At 48.4% G+C, this 18,177-nt stretch carries 14 protein-coding genes; 2 read left to right on the top strand and 12 right to left on the bottom strand.

Annotated features, from left to right (window positions below; all coding sequences use genetic code 11):
- Positions 1-6: 6 nt before the first annotated feature.
- Positions 7-777: a DeoR/GlpR family DNA-binding transcription regulator gene (locus tag ACFQZR_RS26080; protein WP_379351277.1), complete on the bottom strand. Its 771-nt coding sequence runs from the start codon at positions 775-777 to the stop codon at positions 7-9.
- A gap of 370 nt (positions 778-1,147) precedes the next feature.
- Between ACFQZR_RS26080 and ACFQZR_RS26075 the strand changes: the two genes are divergently transcribed.
- Complete coding sequence (locus ACFQZR_RS26075; protein ID WP_379351276.1) at positions 1,148-1,990, top strand: DUF2785 domain-containing protein; 843 nt, start codon at positions 1,148-1,150, stop codon at positions 1,988-1,990.
- 162 nt (positions 1,991-2,152) lie between these two features.
- Here the strand turns inward: ACFQZR_RS26075 and ACFQZR_RS26070 are convergent, their stop codons facing one another.
- The 3 genes from ACFQZR_RS26070 to ACFQZR_RS26060 form a co-directional block, all read right to left on the bottom strand.
- Entirely contained in the window at positions 2,153-2,797 is a 645-nt protein-coding gene (locus ACFQZR_RS26070; protein ID WP_379351275.1) for a nitroreductase family protein, read from the bottom strand.
- A 104-nt stretch (positions 2,798-2,901) separates the two neighbouring features.
- Complete coding sequence (locus ACFQZR_RS26065) at positions 2,902-3,363, bottom strand: RrF2 family transcriptional regulator (protein WP_379351274.1); 462 nt, start codon at positions 3,361-3,363, stop codon at positions 2,902-2,904.
- Positions 3,364-3,500: 137 nt separating this feature from the next.
- On the bottom strand, positions 3,501-4,823 hold the full coding sequence (locus ACFQZR_RS26060) for an alpha-L-fucosidase (protein WP_379351273.1): 1,323 nt from the start codon (positions 4,821-4,823) through the stop codon (positions 3,501-3,503).
- 118 nt (positions 4,824-4,941) lie between these two features.
- Between ACFQZR_RS26060 and ACFQZR_RS26055 the strand changes: the two genes are divergently transcribed.
- The gene (locus tag ACFQZR_RS26055) at positions 4,942-5,781 is read left to right on the top strand and encodes an AraC family transcriptional regulator (RefSeq protein ID WP_379351272.1); all 840 of its coding nucleotides are present in this window, start codon (positions 4,942-4,944) and stop codon (positions 5,779-5,781) included.
- Between the two features lie 430 nt (positions 5,782-6,211).
- Here ACFQZR_RS26055 and ACFQZR_RS26050 read toward each other — a convergent pair whose 3' ends face one another.
- The 8 genes from ACFQZR_RS26050 to ACFQZR_RS26015 all read right to left on the bottom strand — a co-directional run bounded on the left by ACFQZR_RS26050 (position 6,212) and on the right by ACFQZR_RS26015 (position 18,112).
- Positions 6,212-6,817 carry a response regulator transcription factor gene (locus ACFQZR_RS26050; RefSeq protein ID WP_379351271.1) on the bottom strand — a complete coding sequence of 202 codons (606 nt, stop codon included), beginning with the start codon at positions 6,815-6,817 and terminating at the stop codon, positions 6,212-6,214.
- A gap of 6 nt (positions 6,818-6,823) precedes the next feature.
- Positions 6,824-7,999: a sensor histidine kinase gene (locus tag ACFQZR_RS26045; protein WP_379351270.1), complete on the bottom strand. Its 1,176-nt coding sequence runs from the start codon at positions 7,997-7,999 to the stop codon at positions 6,824-6,826.
- Entirely contained in the window at positions 8,000-8,740 is a 741-nt protein-coding gene (locus tag ACFQZR_RS26040) for an ABC transporter permease (RefSeq protein ID WP_379351269.1), read from the bottom strand.
- A gap of 77 nt (positions 8,741-8,817) precedes the next feature.
- Positions 8,818-9,699, bottom strand: coding sequence for an ABC transporter ATP-binding protein (locus ACFQZR_RS26035; RefSeq protein ID WP_379351268.1), 882 nt, complete (start codon positions 9,697-9,699; stop codon positions 8,818-8,820).
- Positions 9,700-9,929: 230 nt separating this feature from the next.
- Positions 9,930-14,111, bottom strand: a complete 4,182-nt coding sequence (locus ACFQZR_RS26030; RefSeq protein WP_379351267.1) for a S8 family serine peptidase — start codon at positions 14,109-14,111, stop codon at positions 9,930-9,932.
- 273 nt (positions 14,112-14,384) lie between these two features.
- Complete coding sequence (locus ACFQZR_RS26025; protein ID WP_379351266.1) at positions 14,385-15,623, bottom strand: L-lactate MFS transporter; 1,239 nt, start codon at positions 15,621-15,623, stop codon at positions 14,385-14,387.
- Between the two features lie 117 nt (positions 15,624-15,740).
- Positions 15,741-16,472, bottom strand: coding sequence for a LytR/AlgR family response regulator transcription factor (locus ACFQZR_RS26020; protein ID WP_379351265.1), 732 nt, complete (start codon positions 16,470-16,472; stop codon positions 15,741-15,743).
- Positions 16,469-18,112 carry a LytS/YhcK type 5TM receptor domain-containing protein gene (locus ACFQZR_RS26015; RefSeq protein ID WP_379351264.1) on the bottom strand — a complete coding sequence of 548 codons (1,644 nt, stop codon included), beginning with the start codon at positions 18,110-18,112 and terminating at the stop codon, positions 16,469-16,471. The genes ACFQZR_RS26020 and ACFQZR_RS26015 overlap by 4 nt, the downstream gene beginning before the upstream one ends.
- Positions 18,113-18,177: the final 65 nt, after the last annotated feature.

The raw sequence follows: 18,177 nt of genomic DNA, 5'->3' as shown, positions 1-18,177 counted from the left end.
TCCCCTCTATTCTGTGATAAATATATCGTTCCCCGTCTCTCTCCACTGCTTCGCCCAATCGGCTGAACAGCCACGATCCGTAATCAGCATCGACACCTGCTTGATATCTGCAATTTTGGCAAAAGCGCTCTGGCCCAGCTTCGTATGATCCGCCACGACGATCGATTCCTCCGCCCGCGCCATCATGCACCGGGAGATACTCGCCTCGTTCACGTTGTAATCGCTAATGCCGTCCTTGAGCGATACGCCGCCGACGGAGATGAACGCCTTGTGTACCTTAAATTGCTGCAGACTGTTCTCCGTCATCGCCCCTGTCGCTGCTTGCGCCTGCACATCCATTTGCCCTCCGACAAAAATCAACTGTCCTTTGAACATCTCCATGGCGTAGAGCAGCACCGGGACAGAGTGCGTCACGACCGTCACATCGGCACGATCCCTAAGCCCCTTGAGCACTTCAAGCGTCGTCGTCCCGTTGTCGATCATGATCGTCTCCCCCTCTTGAACGAGCGAAGCCGCGAAGGCACCAATCGCCGCTTTCTCGTCCGGCTGCATTAGTGAACGCTTCATGAACGGTGGTTCCATCACATTTTCCCGCGTCCTAACGGCGCCCCCATAGACCTTCTTCAAGCGTCCTTCCTTCTCCAGTCGGTCGAGGTCCCGGCGTATCGTCTCCGTCGTTACACTAAGCTGTTCAGCGAGCGGCAGCACCTGCACCTTCTCATCCTTATCCAACCAATCTAGAATCGTCTTCTTCCGTTCTTCAAAAGTCAGTGACATGATCGTTCCATCCTTATCATCATCAATATGTTGTTTTTGGTTGTTTGTACTGTTTTTATGTTGTATTCCTATGATTTATTCTAGGTTTTAAGGGGGGGTAGTGTCAATGCTTGTGGAGAATCTTAAAATATCTTTTACAAATTTACCAAAATGGTAGAATTTACGTATGGGATATCGGACCCTAAGGGCGCTATTCTTGCCAAATGATCACTTTCTACCATCTAACGGATACATGAGCACTTATCAAAACACGTTCCAATTGGATAATTAACCGCTGAATACCGGCTGTACGGTCCGTTTCGCTGTTATCCCCTATTACTGTAACGTAAACAATTTGTGTTAATACATCTCAAAAAGGAGCATACACCGGATGCCAAGCTCAACCAGCAGCACCATCGAAACGAAACAATGGCTTCAACAATTACTTAACGAGGACATTTCGATGCCCGAAGGCGACGAACTGCTCAATGCATCAAAGCGCGTTCTTCAATGTTTTCATTCAACCGATGCCGAGCTTCGGGACAATCTCGCTTATTCACTCATCGCAAAATGGATTACATCGTCCAAATTCACGTCTGATCAGCTCCTGACCCTGCTCGATCAAGCCCTCTCTTCGGAGATGCTGCTCTATCGCATCGGCGAGTCGAATACGTCCAGCGTGCTGATGCGAAGCTTCTCATCGCTCGTCATCGCATCGATCCTCTATCAAGATCAGCAGGAGAAATTCCTCTCGGAAGAGACTTATACAAACGTCTTGCACACCCTCATCACGTATGCGGAACAAGAACAGGATCTAAGAGGTTATGTTGCAGAATACGGCTGGGTACACAGTGTGGCTCATGTATCGGATACGTTCGATGAGCTGGCCTACCACCGATTCTCCTCGTATGAAGTTTGCCAGCAAATCTGGCAGGCGTTTTACCAATTTATCACCCGTGCGGAGGCCGTCTTTGGCTTTAAAGAAGATGAACGTATCGCGGTCGCACTCCGTTCGATGATTACGCACCAACACGTCTCCGCCGCACAGTTCTGTACATGGATTGAGAACGCTTCGGAACAGCTTGACCAACAGGATTACATGGAACGCTACGTCAAGGGCATTAATCTGAAGCATGTCGTTCGGAGCGTGTATTTGGGTTTCAAATTGAACGGGCAGCTGCGTGGGGAAGATGAGCAGCTTTATACCGAGTTAAAGGCCCTTCGTCAGAAATAACAGATCATTCACGAGATAAATGATTCATTCGATTAATAATCTTCTCACACCAATCTATCCCGCAAAAAAAAGGGACGCGAGCATTCCCTCGCTTCCCTTCTCTTCCATATCTATTTCACTTTTCGCTTTGATTCAAAAAAAGGTTCCCAAATGCAATACAAATTACTTCATGCTGTTCCAATGTGTTACTTCATCTACAGACAAACGAACTGTCGGGTGTCCTGGCTTCGCTGCTTTACCGAGTGCGATCAGCATGATGTTCTCGTAATGCGCAGGAATTTGGAACATTTCGTTGAACTTCGCAGCGTCATATCCGCCCATCGGTACCGTATCATAACCTTTCGCACGAGCCACTAACATCAATTGCATACTGATGAGACCCCCATCGATATGCACGATTTTCTTCTTGCGCGCTTCATCCATGTGATGATATCCATTTTCCACCGTGGACATCATTTGCTTCTTCACATCTTCGCTCATATAACCTGCTTCCACAGATTTAGAATAGATTTTCTCCCCTTCGTGGTACCAATTCATGTCTCCCAAGACAGCAATGACAGCCGATGCATCAACGACTTGTTGTTGATTATAGGCGATAGGCAGCAGTTTCTCCTTCAGGTCCTGATCATCGATAACGAGAAAACGCCACGGCTGAAGATTGCTTGAAGAAGGTGCAAGCGTAGCTTCCTGCAAGAGTTCTTCTAACTCCTGCTTCGAAATTTTCACTGCAGGATCATAATAACGTACGGAATGGCGTTCATGGATGACCTTGAAAAAATCCTGTTGCTGTTCGACTTGCGTTGACATAGTTAACTCCTCCTAAATATTCATCTGTGTTATATTTTGCACAGTTAAGCGTTTGGTTCATCTGTGCTCTTATTTGCACAGTATATACCTGCGATTCGATGATGTCAATCGGGCTCGCATGTTCGCTCGACCAAATCCGCAATCGTGTATTTGTTCAGTACCGTTAACACACTCTGATCGATTTCAGACGTAATATCAAACATCACCGATTTCATTTTCACACCGAAAGAATTCTCTCCAGTTGCCTCCGTCATCCCGCTGCAACGAGCTTCATCAATCTGAAGGGCCGAGTAGACTTCTGCCAGTGTAATCAAATCTGGACTCTTGCTTAGACGATATCCGCCTTCGCGTCCTTCACGCGTCTCAATAATATGTTCCCGAGCTAAGACAGCAAGAATACGTCTTAACAACGTCGCTTCGGATTGCATATAAGTTGCGATATCACTGCTTGGACATGTACTGGAATGCTTCGCAAGGATAACTAACGCTTGTAATGACAAGCTGAACGTTTTGTAGGTAGACGGGCAGGCTTTCGGCTGTTTCTTCGATGGCTGCTGTGCTTCCATGTTCCTTCCCCCTCCGCTGATTGTCACTGCTTCCCTGCATTGTATCGTAATCGCAGGTTTCCGGCAAGCATGGCAGACCGTATCGACAGGTGAAAAAAGCCCTCGCCTGGGCGAGAGCCGTCTTCCCTATCTATGAATTAATCGATCAATTTCAGTTCAATAACGGTATTGCGCGGATCCGGCAGCGGATAGGTCGAATGTTCCGGTCTGTGGAAATTCATGAACGCATCCGTCGAGTATTGTGAAGCATTCCAAGGCAGTGACAAGAAAACTTCAGAACCGTCAGCGAGCACGCGTGCTTGTTTGATTTTCCCCGCCAAGCCTGGCAAATGAATCGGTCCGATGTTCTCCTCATAAATATGCGCATACACGGTATTCCCCTTCTGCGTGTAACGACCCCAGTCTGGTTTCGGTAGGTCGGCTTTTCCGGAGCCATAAATACTCTCCCCGTTCGCTTGCATCCACTCGCCCACTTCCTCTAAGATGCGAAGCGACTCCGCAGGAATCTCCCCATTCGCATTCGGGCCGACGTTCAGCAGCATGTTGCCGTTCTTACTGACGCATTCAACGAGCTTACGAATGACTGTCTGCGGTGTTTTGTACGTATGGTCATGTGCGGCATAACCCCAGTTGTTATTCAGCGTAATACATGCTTCCCATGGGAGGGAACGACCTTCGTTATCCGTTAAGCCCTCCGTCGGAATGATCTGTTCTGGCGAGCAGAAATCCCCGGAATAGACCGATGGGTTATTCGTCATGATCGATGCCTGTCCATCGTTCACTTCCAGACGGTTATCGATAATCAAATGCGGCTGAATGCTGCGGATCATCTCCATCAGTTCCGTCGCGCGCCATTTCTCACCGCTCATTTCGCCATAAGAGAAATCGAACCACATGATGTCGAGCTTGCCATAATTTTCGAGCAATTCTCGGACTTGTCCGTGCATATATTCGAGATACCGCGGGAACGTCTTCGGATCACGCTGATAGTCCTTGTTATCGCGCATTGGGTGGTGAAGATCGCCGTAAGCCGGGTAATCCTCATGATGCCAATCAATAATCGAGTAATAGAGACCGACTTTGATCCCTTCCGCACGAAAAGCATCCAAGAACTCACGCACCAAATCGCGGCCGGACGGTGTATTCGTCGATTTATAATCCGTCAATTGGCTGTCGAATAGACAGAAACCGTCATGATGCTTCGCGGTAAGAACCGCATATTTCATCCCTGCCTGTTTCGCAGCACGTGCCCACTCCGCTGGATTGTAATGCTGTGGATTGAACGCGTCAAAATACGGCTGATACTGCTCCACCGTCAATCGCTCACCATTACGCACCCATTCGCCGCGCGCTGGAATCGCATACAATCCCCAGTGAATGAACATGCCGAATCGATCTTGCAGGAACCATTTTGTACGTTCTGTACGCTCCTCGATAAGCTGATTTTGCGTCGTAATCATATGTTCTCGCCACCCTTTTCATATTCGTCGTTGCAATCAGCTTAACAGAGCTATGGTATAATGGACAGGTGTGAAAATAACCTCCTTTCGTATAAAACTAACTTCAAGGTGGGACGTGATGAACCGCATGGGAACGATGAATAACGTCTTCGAGGAACTGCTGCAGAATTTGCAGATTCACCTGCTCGAAGCACGACTGACGAAGTGTCCGCCCGACTGGCAGGATATGCATTATACGCCGAATTACAACAAGTTGTATTTCATTTGTGAGGGAGAAGGCTGGCTGCAGATCGGGGATCAAGAGCTCTACCCGAAGCCGGGACAGCTCTGTCTGATGCCCGCGCATTTTGAGCAATCTTACGCGGCGATTAATGCAAATACGTACTTCAAATATTGGATCCATTTTACGGCCAAGGTCGGTCCGTTCGATCTGTTCCAGTGGCTGGATGTCCCTTTTATTTTAAGCGTACTAGATTACGATCAGGTCGAGTCATGGTTCAAGCAGTTGACGATATTGGTCAGGCAGCAATCTTTGCCCGCAAGGCTTCAGGAGAAAGCAATCCTACTGCAGCTCATCGCTTATTTTCTCGAGTCGGTACCCGTTGAAATTCTACATACCCATTTGGAAGAAATCGATCGGCTCAGCCAAATTCAGCAGTACATCGAGCGCCATCTGCATACGCAAATTACGGTGGACCAGATCGCGAAGTCTTTCCATCTGCACCCGAACTATTTCATCAAATATTTCAAGAAACACTTCGGCATGCCGCCGCTCAAATATATGCGCCAGAAGCGGATTCAGCACGCCAAACGGCTGCTCACCACCACCATGCTGCCGATCGGGGAGATCGCTGTGGCTACGGGCTGGGATGACTCGAATCATCTCGGTAAAATTTTTCGCAAAGAGACGGGTTACAGTCCTTCCGCTTATCGGGCGCAGTATCGAACGAATGCATGAACGAGGGCAGTCAAAAAAGAACCTCCATTCCCACGATCGACGTGGAATTGGAGGTTCTTGGGCGTTGAAGGATGCCGACCGTACGCACGGGTGACGTCTGTCCGTTCAGATCTGTGCTAACGAACCCAGGCACGCTTATTTGCTCGAAAAATCGTATTTTGAAATTGTAACGAATCCTAGTATCGTTATTCCGATGAAAAACGTGCAATTCTGCCCGTTTCTGGCGCAATAACGCTGGCTGAGTTCGTTAGCGCAAAAAAAACGCGATTTTCGCGGCAATAAGCGTTGTACGGTTCGTTAGTGGAGGATCGGGCTGCAGTCCTTCCACTGATCGCGCATCGTATGGACCCATGCGGGCTAAACGGTTCGTTAGCAGCACCATACATATTCACGCTTATCGCAATCTTGCGATTCGCCGCGCTTGATCCGACTAATCCAACCAACCTTTCTCATGCGCAATACTGATCGCCTCGATCCGCGTGCTGGCACCAATCTTGCCCATCGCTTCCGACATATAGTTACGAACCGTCCCATGAGAGAGGAATAGCGTAGCGCCGATGTCCTGCATCGTCATCCCCTGTGCCGCATATTTCAATACTTCACGTTCCCGCGGCGATAACGGACATGGATCCTCCCAGACGGCGAGCGATAATTCCGGGCTAATGACCCGCTTCCCTTGATGGATCTGACGGATCGCATTCGCGAGCTCATGACTCGGCGTGTCTTTGAGCAGGTAGCCGGAAATGCCTGCTGCAATGCCACGCTGTAGATACCCCGGTCTAGCAAATGTCGTCAGAATCATGACGCGACCTGGAATGTTATCCCGCTTCATGATCTCCGCCACGTCGAGGCCCGTCTTGAGCGGCATCTCAATATCCAGAATGACCACATCCGGCTTCAGTTCATGGATCAGTTGAAGCGCGACCTCTCCATTCTCAGCTTGACCGACTACTTCTATATCGTCTTCGAGCGACAACAGCGTCGCGAGCGCCCCGCGCAATAACCCTTGATCTTCCCCTAATATCAGTCGAATCATGTTCGATCAACCTCCTTGTTGACTGCGAATCGTTCGCGGAATATGTAGCCCGATCTGCATCCCGGCCTGCGGAGCAGATTGGATCGTAAGATGTCCGTCGACCAGCATCAGCCGCTGTCTAAGACCCGCAATGCCGCTGCCGCTCGCCGATTTGATTTCTTTCTCATCCATGCCTTGTCCATTATCGATCACATGCATAATGACACTACCTTCTTGAATCTCCAGCTCAGCCCTGCAATCCGTCGCACGGCTATGCCTTACAACGTTCGTAAGTACCTCGCGGAAGCTCATCGCAAGAATGGTCTCTTGTAAGGGAGACAATGGCGTTCGAGCCGTCGGCGAAAGAGTCTCATCTGCAGTCTTGTCCTTCTTATGATCATAGACGCGATCTTCAATCGTCAGCGCGATTCCCGCCGCGGCGCATAGAGCCCGAGCATGTGCATATTCCTCTGCCAGACGTACCACGCGCATCTCGGTCACAAGCTCCCGCATCTGCTTCAGCGCTGATCTTGCCGTTTCTGTTAGCTCACGCGCTTCAGCCATCGCTTTCTCCGGCGCACGGGGAATGAGCTTCTCTGTCAGCTCTCCCTTCAGCGAGATCAGCGACAGCGTATGTCCTAGCGTATCATGCAGCTCACGGGCAATCCGCTGCCGCTCCTCCTGCTGCGCCATCCGTTCCAACTGCTCAGTCGCCGCTTTGAGCCGCTCTGCCATCGTCTTGAACTTCGCCGCATTGCGAATGATGAAAGGCATGATGCATACCCCGAAGATCGGCGGAATCAGGATGAACAGCATCACTGAGCCGATTTTCTCAAAATACGGAATGGAAGCCCACGCCGTTACTGCAGCGAATACAATCGCAACCATCATAATAAACCGAGGTCGCTGCTTGCTAAGCGGCAGCGAAAGGATAAATCCGAGATAAGCGGACCCTGGCTCATAGGCCACCACATAGAACAGAATAATCACGAGCTGAACAATAAGGAAATGCTGTACATAGCGAACTCTCCAGAACTGCTCACGATAAGCGACAAGAAATACCACAAACAAAAGGAGCCCTGGCCAAACACTGGCTAGAGGCTCTCGAAGCATAAAAAATAATGGAATAACACAATTAGCAAGTGCGATATAGGGGACGATCCCTTCCAGCTCCGGGAACAACCTCCATTTACTCTTCTCCACTTATAACGCTTCCCGTCTATTCAGAATGTATCCTGATAGTACCATAAACACGACACCAACGACTAGCAGAATGATAACATCAAGGAATGCCGGACCACTGCCATTCAACATATTCCAAGCCCCATGCGCGTAACGGTACGAAGGTAACCATTCGCCGATATTTTGCATCCATGCAGGCAAGGTATGAAGCGGCATCCAAAGACCGCCCAATATCGCAAGACCCATTTGAAGAATATTCGCAATTGCAATAACCGCGTCTGCATTTTTCATCGTTCCAAGTAATGATCCCATAGCTAGGAATGGTAAGCTGCCAACCCATAACCAAGCACCACAGACAACCCATTGAATAGCCGTTAAATCGATACTGTAGACCAAACCCGCCGCTCCGAAAATAACTATAATTGTAAGCAAATGTACGATCATATGTGCAACCATTTTACTGCCGATCCATGTTGAAGGTGTTAGCGGAGTCAATTTCAACAGACGTACCCAACCATCACGACGTTCGTACGAAAGACGGATGCCGAACTGGCTCATCGCGGTTCCGATCAAACTGAATGCTGTCATCGAAATCATGGCGAACGGTGCGTATGTCGTCGATTGAACCTTCATATCCGAGCCATTTAAGCTTGCGAAGAGGAAGTAGAAGCCTAGCGGCATCAGGATCGAGAAGAGCATAAAGAATGGACTGCGGATAATGCGAATACTTTCGGCTTTCGTCTGTGCTATAAACATATTCATAATGGATAATCCTCCTAAGATTCATTCGTTCATTTGTCATTTCGTATGATTATAATTTCGAACACGTCGTTAATAATTTATTGGGTTAATATCCGGAACGCATCCCCGAGCTTCGCAGCGGAGACATCGATATCCGAGACGCCCCATGAGGTCTTTAAGAGTTCCGCGAGTATCCGATCCGTATCTTGGACATGCAATCGGATACGTGCACCCGCAATCTCTACCTTCTCTACACCCGGTAGGGAGAGCAGTTCGGCCTCCGAGACGATCGTCTGTACATGGAATGAAATCGTGCGCAGCGCTGTTTGAGCTTTCAAGGCTGCCGGCGTTCCTTCCGCTACGACGCGTCCTTTGGCAATCATCGTGATGTAGTCAGCTACGGCATCCGCTTCTTCCAGGTCATGTGTCGTTAAAATAATCGTGCGTCCTCGTGCAGCCATCGCCCGAATCGTATCCCAGAAGCGGCCTCGCGCTTCAATGTCCATCCCGACGGTCGGTTCATCCAGCAGGATCATCTCCGGGTCTCCAGCCAGACATTGCGCAAAAGCTAGTCGACGGCGCTGTCCACCGGATAGGGACGAAGCACGGCGCTTCGCTTCACCGTGAAGCCCTGAAATATCGAGCAGCTGCTCGAGCGATAGCGGCTTCTTGTAGTAGCTGCGGAACAACTGGAGCACTTCGTCGACGCGAAGCCCGTCCGGCGCTTTCACGTCTTGCATCATCGCGCCAACCCGTTCTCGCAACGCTTTCGTACCCACTGGTTGTCCTAAGACTTGAATCGTTCCGGAGGTCGGCTTCAGCAGCCCCAGTATCATCGAGATCGTCGTCGTCTTCCCTGCCCCGTTCGGTCCGAGCAGCGCTGTAATCTTGCCTGTTTCGAATTTCATATCGATATGGTCAACGGCTTGAAAATCACCGAATTGCTTCACTAAGTCTTTAACTTCGATTGCATATGTCATGGTTCATCATCCTTTATCGTAAGTGTTGTTCTTGCGTGTTCCTTATGACTTTATTGTAGTGGATCGACGGGAACGCTCGTTAGTGGACGATGTCAGAGATTCCGTATGACAAATGTCAGAAAGTCATGATATGAGAAATATCCCCACAAAGTAAAAGCAGCCTCGAACCAGGAAATAATCCTGATTGAGGCTGCTATGCCGTTCATATTATATCGATAATTTACACACCATTAGTCAATTAATTTCGCCTGGCTAAGCAACTTATGGAGAGCAGCAGCAACCGTCTCACGGGTAGTCGCTGTAGTCGGAAGGAAGAGACCCTTCTGATTCTCGTCACCGCTCATGATGCCTGCTGAGGACAATGCCTTCACGCTGTCCTTCGCGTAGTCGGAGATTTGGTCATCATCCGAATAAGTCTGGAACGACGGATTGGACGGTTTCAATTCAACACCGGTTAATTTCAACGCCCGTGCCAACATCACCGTTAATTCTTGTCGTGTCACATTCGCTTTCGGAGCGAATTTCCCGTTGCCAAGCCCTTGGATCAATCCCACTTGCGAAGCAGCTGCAATATCGCCGGCATACCATTCGGTGCCCTTCACATCGGAGAAGGTAGGTGCGGCTGAGCTCGTTCGTAAGCCAAGCGAGCGAACCAACAATGCCGTGAACTCAGCGCGAGTTAAGTTGTTCTTCGGCGCGAAGGTCGTCTCCGAAGTTCCATCGATAATCAACTTGTTTGCGAGCGCTGTAATATCGGATGCAGCCCATGAGGAAGCAATATCATTAAATTTCACCGTGCGGCTAACGGCCGCATAGGTAGAGAAGCCTGGATGCGATACCGCAACAAGCGTCGTACCGTCTTTTTGCGGCACGAACACAGATGCGACAGGTGTAATTTTGTCACTCTCTTCGAACAATACCCCTGCCGTATTCGGTTCCACTTGGCCTGGAATGGTGAAAACGCGCTTGATAAACGTCGTATTTGGCACTTGGATCGGTGTTCGAGTCGAATCTTTCACCCAAGATGCTTCGAATGCAACCGGCGTACCCAGTACCTTCGCGCCAGGCAGCTTCGCCGCGAACTTCGCTTTTGCATCTTCAACCTGCTTCACAACAAGTTCGAATTCTGTACCCGCTGGTCCTTTGGTGAGTACGGAAACAGGAATAGATACAGCTGAACCTGCCAGACTGACGACGACAGCACTCTTCGCTGGCAGTGCCTGAAGCTGCTTGATTTGTTCTACGGTCAGATTAAGCTTGGTTGCAGAGCTTGCATTCGGAGCTCCCGTGATGATCACTGCCACCGGTGTGTTTCCTGCCGATTCGATGGCCTTCTTCAGATCGCTATCCGTAAGTGTCACTGTCGTTACACCATCGGCAGTATTCAAATTCGAGTTCAACGTAACTTGCTTCAATCCTTGATCGATGACTGCATTGGCTGCAGCTGTCAAGGCTGTAGCAGGGGCTGGCGTGGATGTACTTGGGCCAGGACTTGGGCCTGAACCACCAGGACTAGTATCACCGCCGTTCGTTGAATGATCAACGCGGAAAGACGTATAGCCAGAATATAAAATATCATTGCCGTTCTTATCTTTAGCGATTTCTCCTAATGCCGTAAGTTGAAAAGCATATACTCCAATAGTATAGACACCGTCATTAAGGGGCATTGTTTTTAGGCTGCCGTCGTTTTCGAGAATCGGGTTGCCATGGTCATAAGGATGGTATGCGCCGGTAATTTTTTTAGTAATCGTACCCGGTTGGAATCGATCCTCTGTTTTATCTTTGGCATCCATATAGAAGAATCCAATAGACTCATCGTCCAACGTTGCGACTTCAACCTGAATAAAATTCGTATTATTAGTCGTCAGTTTGAATGAAAGATCCGTGAAGGCATCCTGACTGCTGCGGTTCGGATAGATAATGGCTTTCGAGACTGCGACATCCTCAATCCCCAATCCAATCGCGGGTTTGTCTTTACCGACATAGACGACAAACGGCAGATGCAATTTCGGAAGACCCAGTCTTTCCACGCCAACTTGACCTTCATAGAACCCTTCTTTTGCAGAAGAACCGACATTCAGTCGCAATTGGAATGAGCTTTGCCCACCTGCAGCAACGGTAATCGTTGAACGATCCAACGCAGCTTCAACGCCATCATGTCCATTGTGCCAATCGATGGAGGCTGTATATGTTAAATCTTCATCACCCGTATTCTTCAGCTGCAGATTTTTCACTTGCTCCGACGCACCCGCTGCAACCACGCCGAAGCTTGCCGAAGAATTATAATTCATGACATTTACAGGTTTGAAATTCTTATCTAGAATGGTAATCGGCTCAAGCGCCTGCAGTAATACCGGAGTATCTAAGGCATTGTCCACGTTCGCACGGCCAGATCCTTGCTGGTACACGTTGTATAACTTTTCTTTTGGATCCTTAATCAGATCTGCCGTATTGGTCAAGGCGGAACGTATGTCAGCAGGCGTCCATTCTGGATGGGCTTGCTTGAGAAGAAGCGCTAGACCGGCAACATGCGGCGTCGCCATACTTGTACCGCTGATCCGATTATATGCCTTATCATAGGATATTTCCGGCTTACCTTTACCGTATGCAGGCCATGTCGATAAGATGTTAACCCCTGGTGCGGTAAGGTCCGGTTTGATACTCATATCCTTGTCGCCATTTGGCCCCCAGGAGGAGAAGTCCGCCAAGAAGTCGCCAGGAATCGGTGTTACAGTTAGATCTTTTTTGAATGCTAACTCCAGTTTATTATTTGGATTTTTGACAAGTTCTCTGGCTAACGCCCTGCCTTGCTTGCCTTTTATATCAAAGGTTGGTATAAAGTCAAAACTGTCTCCTAAATTACCGTCATAGTATTCATTTAAATTCGGAATATCATCCCTTAAATCAGGCACCAATGCACTCTCTGGGTTGCTCGGATCGCTATTGACAGCTCGGCCGTTAAAGATGACAACCGCTTTTGCGCCATGCGCTTTTGCTGCGGCAATCTTATCGACGAATGGATAAGCTCCGCGAGAGACGAGCGCGATCTTGCCGGCAACGTCTTTGCCCTTGTAATCTTCGTCGATTCCTAGACCGACATAGACTGCCTCATAGGGATCAGTTCCCAGCACACCTTTGAAATCTTCTTGAGCGGTCTGCCAAGCCATGACTTGAAACGGCGCATACGTATCATAAGTCACGGATGTTACCGAACTAAAGCTAACTTCGGTTCTACCCAAGAAACGCTTACTCTCGCTTGTCACCGCGCCTACTGAGATCGCGAGTTGCGAGGTTGCTGGAGCTCCCATGGTACCTAACCCCGGGCCAGCATTTCCACTAGCAACAACAGCGACAATCCCCGACATCACCGCGTTATTGATCGCAATAGTGTCCGGAGAATTGACATCTTTCATGGCATCGGAACCGAGCGATAGATTGATCACATCCATCTTATCCTTCACAGCATGTTCAATCCCGTCAATGACCTGCGCTGTCGTCCCTGTAGACCTGTCAGGTGTTGTTAGGCTTCGCCCTAATACTTTATAAACATGCAGCTCCGCACCGTAAGCAACACCTTTCTGCACAATATCACTAGTCTTATTGGCGAATTGGCCAATGATGGTCCCTGCCACGTGCGTCCCGTGATACGTTCCTTTAAAGCCTTTATGGTTGCCTATGACGTCATCTTCAGGTTTGATCGGTACTTCTTCATAGGGATCATCGTCTTTCTCGAACGAATCATAGCCACCTTTATAGACAGGTTCGATATCAGGATGGGTATAATCTACCCCCGTATCAATGACACCGATTTTGAGGCCTTTGCCCGTATAACCTTTATTCCATGCCTTTATTGCACCAATTTGCTTCAGAGGACTTGTCTCGTAGTTAGGATCTGTCTTGGATGAGTCTGTTTCAATGGGGATCGGATACCATGTGCTATTCTCATGAATCGATTTCACACCGGGAATCTCTGATAGTTTAGGAATTTCATTCGCTGGGATGGTTACTTCAAATCCATTCAATACCGTGTTGTATTGATAGTTAACTTGCATATCTATGCCTTGGTCTGCGGCCTCATCAAGAACAAATGATTGTTGTGTATTCACAGCAGATTCTGTAGCCTGCGATGCTAAAGATCTGTTTCCTTGCTTTGCTGCGTATTGACCTAATGCAGCAGGTTGACCGGTTAACTGAACAATAACGTTGACTTTCTCATTAGAACGCGTATTCAGGCGAGATGAAATGGTCGCCTTCTGATCTTTTCCCTCAATAGACAATACCTTCTGAGTCTGACCAGATAATAGGAATTCCGACGTGTTCGCAGCTGAAGCCAGGCCCGGAAGGGTACCCACAACAAGTCCAAGCGTAAGTGATAGAATAGATAATTTGCGAGTTAATAGATTTATTCCCAAATAAATTCCTCCAATGAATTGAGATAGTACTCTCTCGCACGTTGAAAGGGGAAATGGAAACAACAAAAAACTACGCCCTCCCTTCATTGTATTTTCATTAACCCTTACAAGAATAACGGAGAAGTAGACATGAAAACTTTACCATTACATTTAATAGATTGGCTATAATGCTTTAGTAGGAAGGAAAATCGTCTCACATTCGGTTCACACCAAAAACACCGCACCTCTTTCGAGATACGGTGTTTCACGTAAAGTTTCCTGTAACTGCTACGCTTAGCCTGCTTGCTGCTGTTGACGGAGGATAACAGCTTCCTCCTTCTTCCGCAACCGCCCCTCACCCGGAGGTGTAATGAACATCGCGATGAGCAAGGATACCGCGCTCAATACAGCGATCACCAGGAATGTCACATGGAACCCGCCAAGTAATGCCGATAGGAAGGAACCTGTTAATGCCCCAAGCCCGAAGCCTTGGTAGATGATGCCGTAGTTCTTGCTCTGATTCTTCAGTCCGAAGAAATCGGCCACAATCGCTGGGAATACCGTAATATTACCGCCGAAGCAGAAAGCAATGGCAGACACGCAAGCGAAGAAAATAAGTTCGTTTAATTGAACGTAGTTTAATACAAGAACGGATACTGCTGTTGCAGAGATCGCCCCCGCGACCACTTTCATCCGTCCGACACGATCTGACAGAGCCCCAAGGATAATACGACCCAACGTATTGAAAATTGCGACCATCGCGACTGCATTCGCAGCTGTGGCTACATCTAATCCTGCAAGCTTCACGCCGATATCTTTGACAATCCCGATCAAATACAATCCACTCATACAAGCGGTGAAGAAAATAATGAACAACAGATACGCTTCTTTGGTACGCAGCATTTCGCGAACCGTGTAGTCGCGCTTTATTGACTTCTTCGCACTCTGCGATGCTGCATCCGTCGTGACAACCGCCTCACGAAGCAAGAAGGAACCTGCCGCAATCATCACCATCGCAATAATTCCCCAATACAAGAACGTCTGTGACACACCGACCGATTGAATTAAGCTGGCATTTACATATTTGAAGATCAAACTGCCTGACCCGAACGCCCCTACCGAAATCCCGGATACGAGCCCTTTATGATTCGGGAACCACTTGATCAAGTTCGATAATGAAGTAATATAAGCCGTACCGTCAGCGAACCCAACAATAACACCCATGAAGAGGTAGATCATCCAGAGCGATGAAGCCATCGAGCTCATCATAAGTCCAAATCCCAAGAGAATCCCTGAGATAAGAATTAAGCGCCGTATACCGATACGTTCTTGAATTTTCCCCGCGAACAAGGTGGCAAAAGCAAGTGCAAAGCTTGTAATCGAGAAGGTAATCGATATTGAGCTTAACCCCCAGCCGAATTGTTCCTCTAACGGTTGATTAAATAAACTCCATGTATAGATCGTCCCAAGCCCCATCTGAACGATAATTGTACCTAATACGATCAGCCATCGATTTGCCTTTGGTGATTGCATCACGATTCCCCGCTTTCATGTTGTACTTGTGTTCTCGTTGTAGCTTCATCTTACAAGAGAAACCGCGACAGCAGCGGATATCAGCATGAAATGACGGGAAACCGGAATGAACTGCATTTAAAGGTGCATGAGCTGCCTGAATTCTTTCACTTTACTGCGACTGACTGGAATTTCCTTGTCACAATCGCGAAGTCGGAGCAGATACGTATTGTTGAACCACGGGACAATCTCATGGATTTGCTTCAGATTGACAGTAAAAGACCGATGGCTGCGGTAGAACTGATCCTGTGGCAGCATGGCGTGGAACTCCGAGATGCTCATCGGCATCGTGTATTGCCCGCTCTTCGTATAGACTTGTGTTACTTTCTCCTGCGCTTCGGCGTAATAAATCTCCCCTGAATCCGTCACGATGATGTTATCATTCTTGAGCAGATTGATCCGTTTGCTGGGCGTCGCCGCCGGTCGTCGATCGGATGGTTTTTCGTTCCTCGTGTAAGCTGCCTCGAGCTTATGGAGCATCGCCGCAATGCGGCGTTCATCGTAAGGCTTCAGAATGTAATCGAATGCTTCGAGTTCGAACGCCTGCGCAGCATGTTCTTTGTATGCGGTCGTGAAGATAATGAACGGTTTGCGTGCGAATTTGCTAATATTGTTCGCGAGCAGCATCCCATCCAAGGAAGGAATATTAATGTCCAGAAATATCGCATCCACCTCATGCTCCTGCAGATACTTCAAGACATCGAGTCCATCCTCGAACCGTTCCACAATGTCGATCTGGCTATGCTCTGTGATCAGATACTCCAGTTCCTCTCTTGCTAGCACTTCATCTTCTACGATTATCGCTCTCATGATGTCTCCTTTGGTATATCAAAAAAAATATCGGTTCCCTTCTCCAGACGACGAATCGTCAGTCCATGGCCGTAGAGCAGCTGCACCCGTTTATGCACGTTAAAAAGGCCAATATGATGCGCGGCAATACGTTCATTCAGCACATTTTCGATGACCGCTTCATCAATGCCAATCCCTGTATCCATGACCCCGATCCTTATCGCATTTCCGCGATCTTTTACGGATATCGTCACCGTACCTGGCCCCTTCTCCTTCAGAATACCGTGAATAATCGCATTCTCAACAAGCGGCTGAATAACAAGACTTGGGATCTGAACAACGACTTCATCAACGTCATATTCCACCGTAAGTCGATTGCCGAATCTTGCTTTCTCTATCTCGACGTAATTACGGACCTGTTCTAATTCCTTATGAATGTCGATCTGCTCGTCCGTCAGCTCCAGATTATATCGCATGTAACCGGATAGATTGACGATTAATTCCCTCGCCCGATCCGGCTTGGTTCGAATAGAGGAGCCAATCGCGTTCAGCGCATTGAACAGAAAATGCGGCTGTATCGTTGTCTGGAGCGCCTTCAGCTCTGCTTTATTGGCCATCTCCTTCATTTCCCCTACGCGTGAAACCTCCATCAAGGTAGAGATAATCTGCGAGAGACCGACCGCCATCGTCTGCAGCGAATAGGTAATTTTAGATGCTTTGCGATAATAGATCTTGAGCGTACCCGTCACCTCGTCCCGTTCCTTCAGTGGAATGATAAGGAGCGATTGAATGCCCGGCATTGTCTCATGGATGGCATGGTTGCTCATCTTATATTCGCCGGTTCGAATCACTTCCTTCGTCAGATCGGTAATAATCTCATGATGTATAGAATAGCGGTCTTCGCCGAACCCTACATAGGCGAGTACATTCCGTAAATCCGTTATCGCCACAGCGTCCGCTTGAATATCTTCTCGAATAATACCGCAGATGGTATGCAGCGATTCGGGATTAACCGAGCGAAAATACGGCAGCGTCTTGTTCGCAATATCCAGCGCAAGCTTCGCTTGACGGGCGGCGATATTCTCTTTCTCGGACTCCACGCTCTGAATTAAGAGGATAATAAGCCCTACATTAAGCTGCCCAACGATCATCGGCACAGCGATCTTCGAGACGATATCCATACCTAGCTCGGGCGGATTCGCATAGAAAATTATAAGCAGCATCGTTAATGCTTCACAGAACATCCCTGCAAGTATCCCAGCAAGCCAGCGCCAAGACTTAGCCATCCGCAAATGAATATAACTCGCGACGAACCCTGCGATGATACTCGTTATGAGACAAGGGACTGAGGTAACCCCGCCGATATCAATGAGATAACGATGGATACCCGATACAAAACCGACAATGATCCCTACCCAAGGGCCGAATAGAATCCCTCCGGACATAATCACAATAATGCGGACATTGACGAGCGAGCCTTCCACATCAATCCCTGAATAGGTCCCGAAAATCGCAAACAAACAGAAGATCAACGTAATAACGGCGTACTCTCTCGGGGATTGCGTGTCTTTCTGCAGCACATGTCTGACACTCGAAATTCGGATCATGAAAAATAATATAATGAGCAATAAGGCAGCACGTTCGAATAATTGCAACAGCATCGTCCTTATTCACCTCACTTCCTGCGAAGTCTTGTTGTGGATTCTTGATGCACATCTGTATAGTG

It is taken from the genome of Paenibacillus sp. GCM10027629 (assembly GCF_042676425.1).
Lineage (GTDB): Bacteria > Bacillota > Bacilli > Paenibacillales > Paenibacillaceae > Paenibacillus_K > Paenibacillus_K terrigena.
Note: the sequence above shows the minus strand (reverse complement) of the source record. Positions and strands in the feature narration are given on the sequence as shown.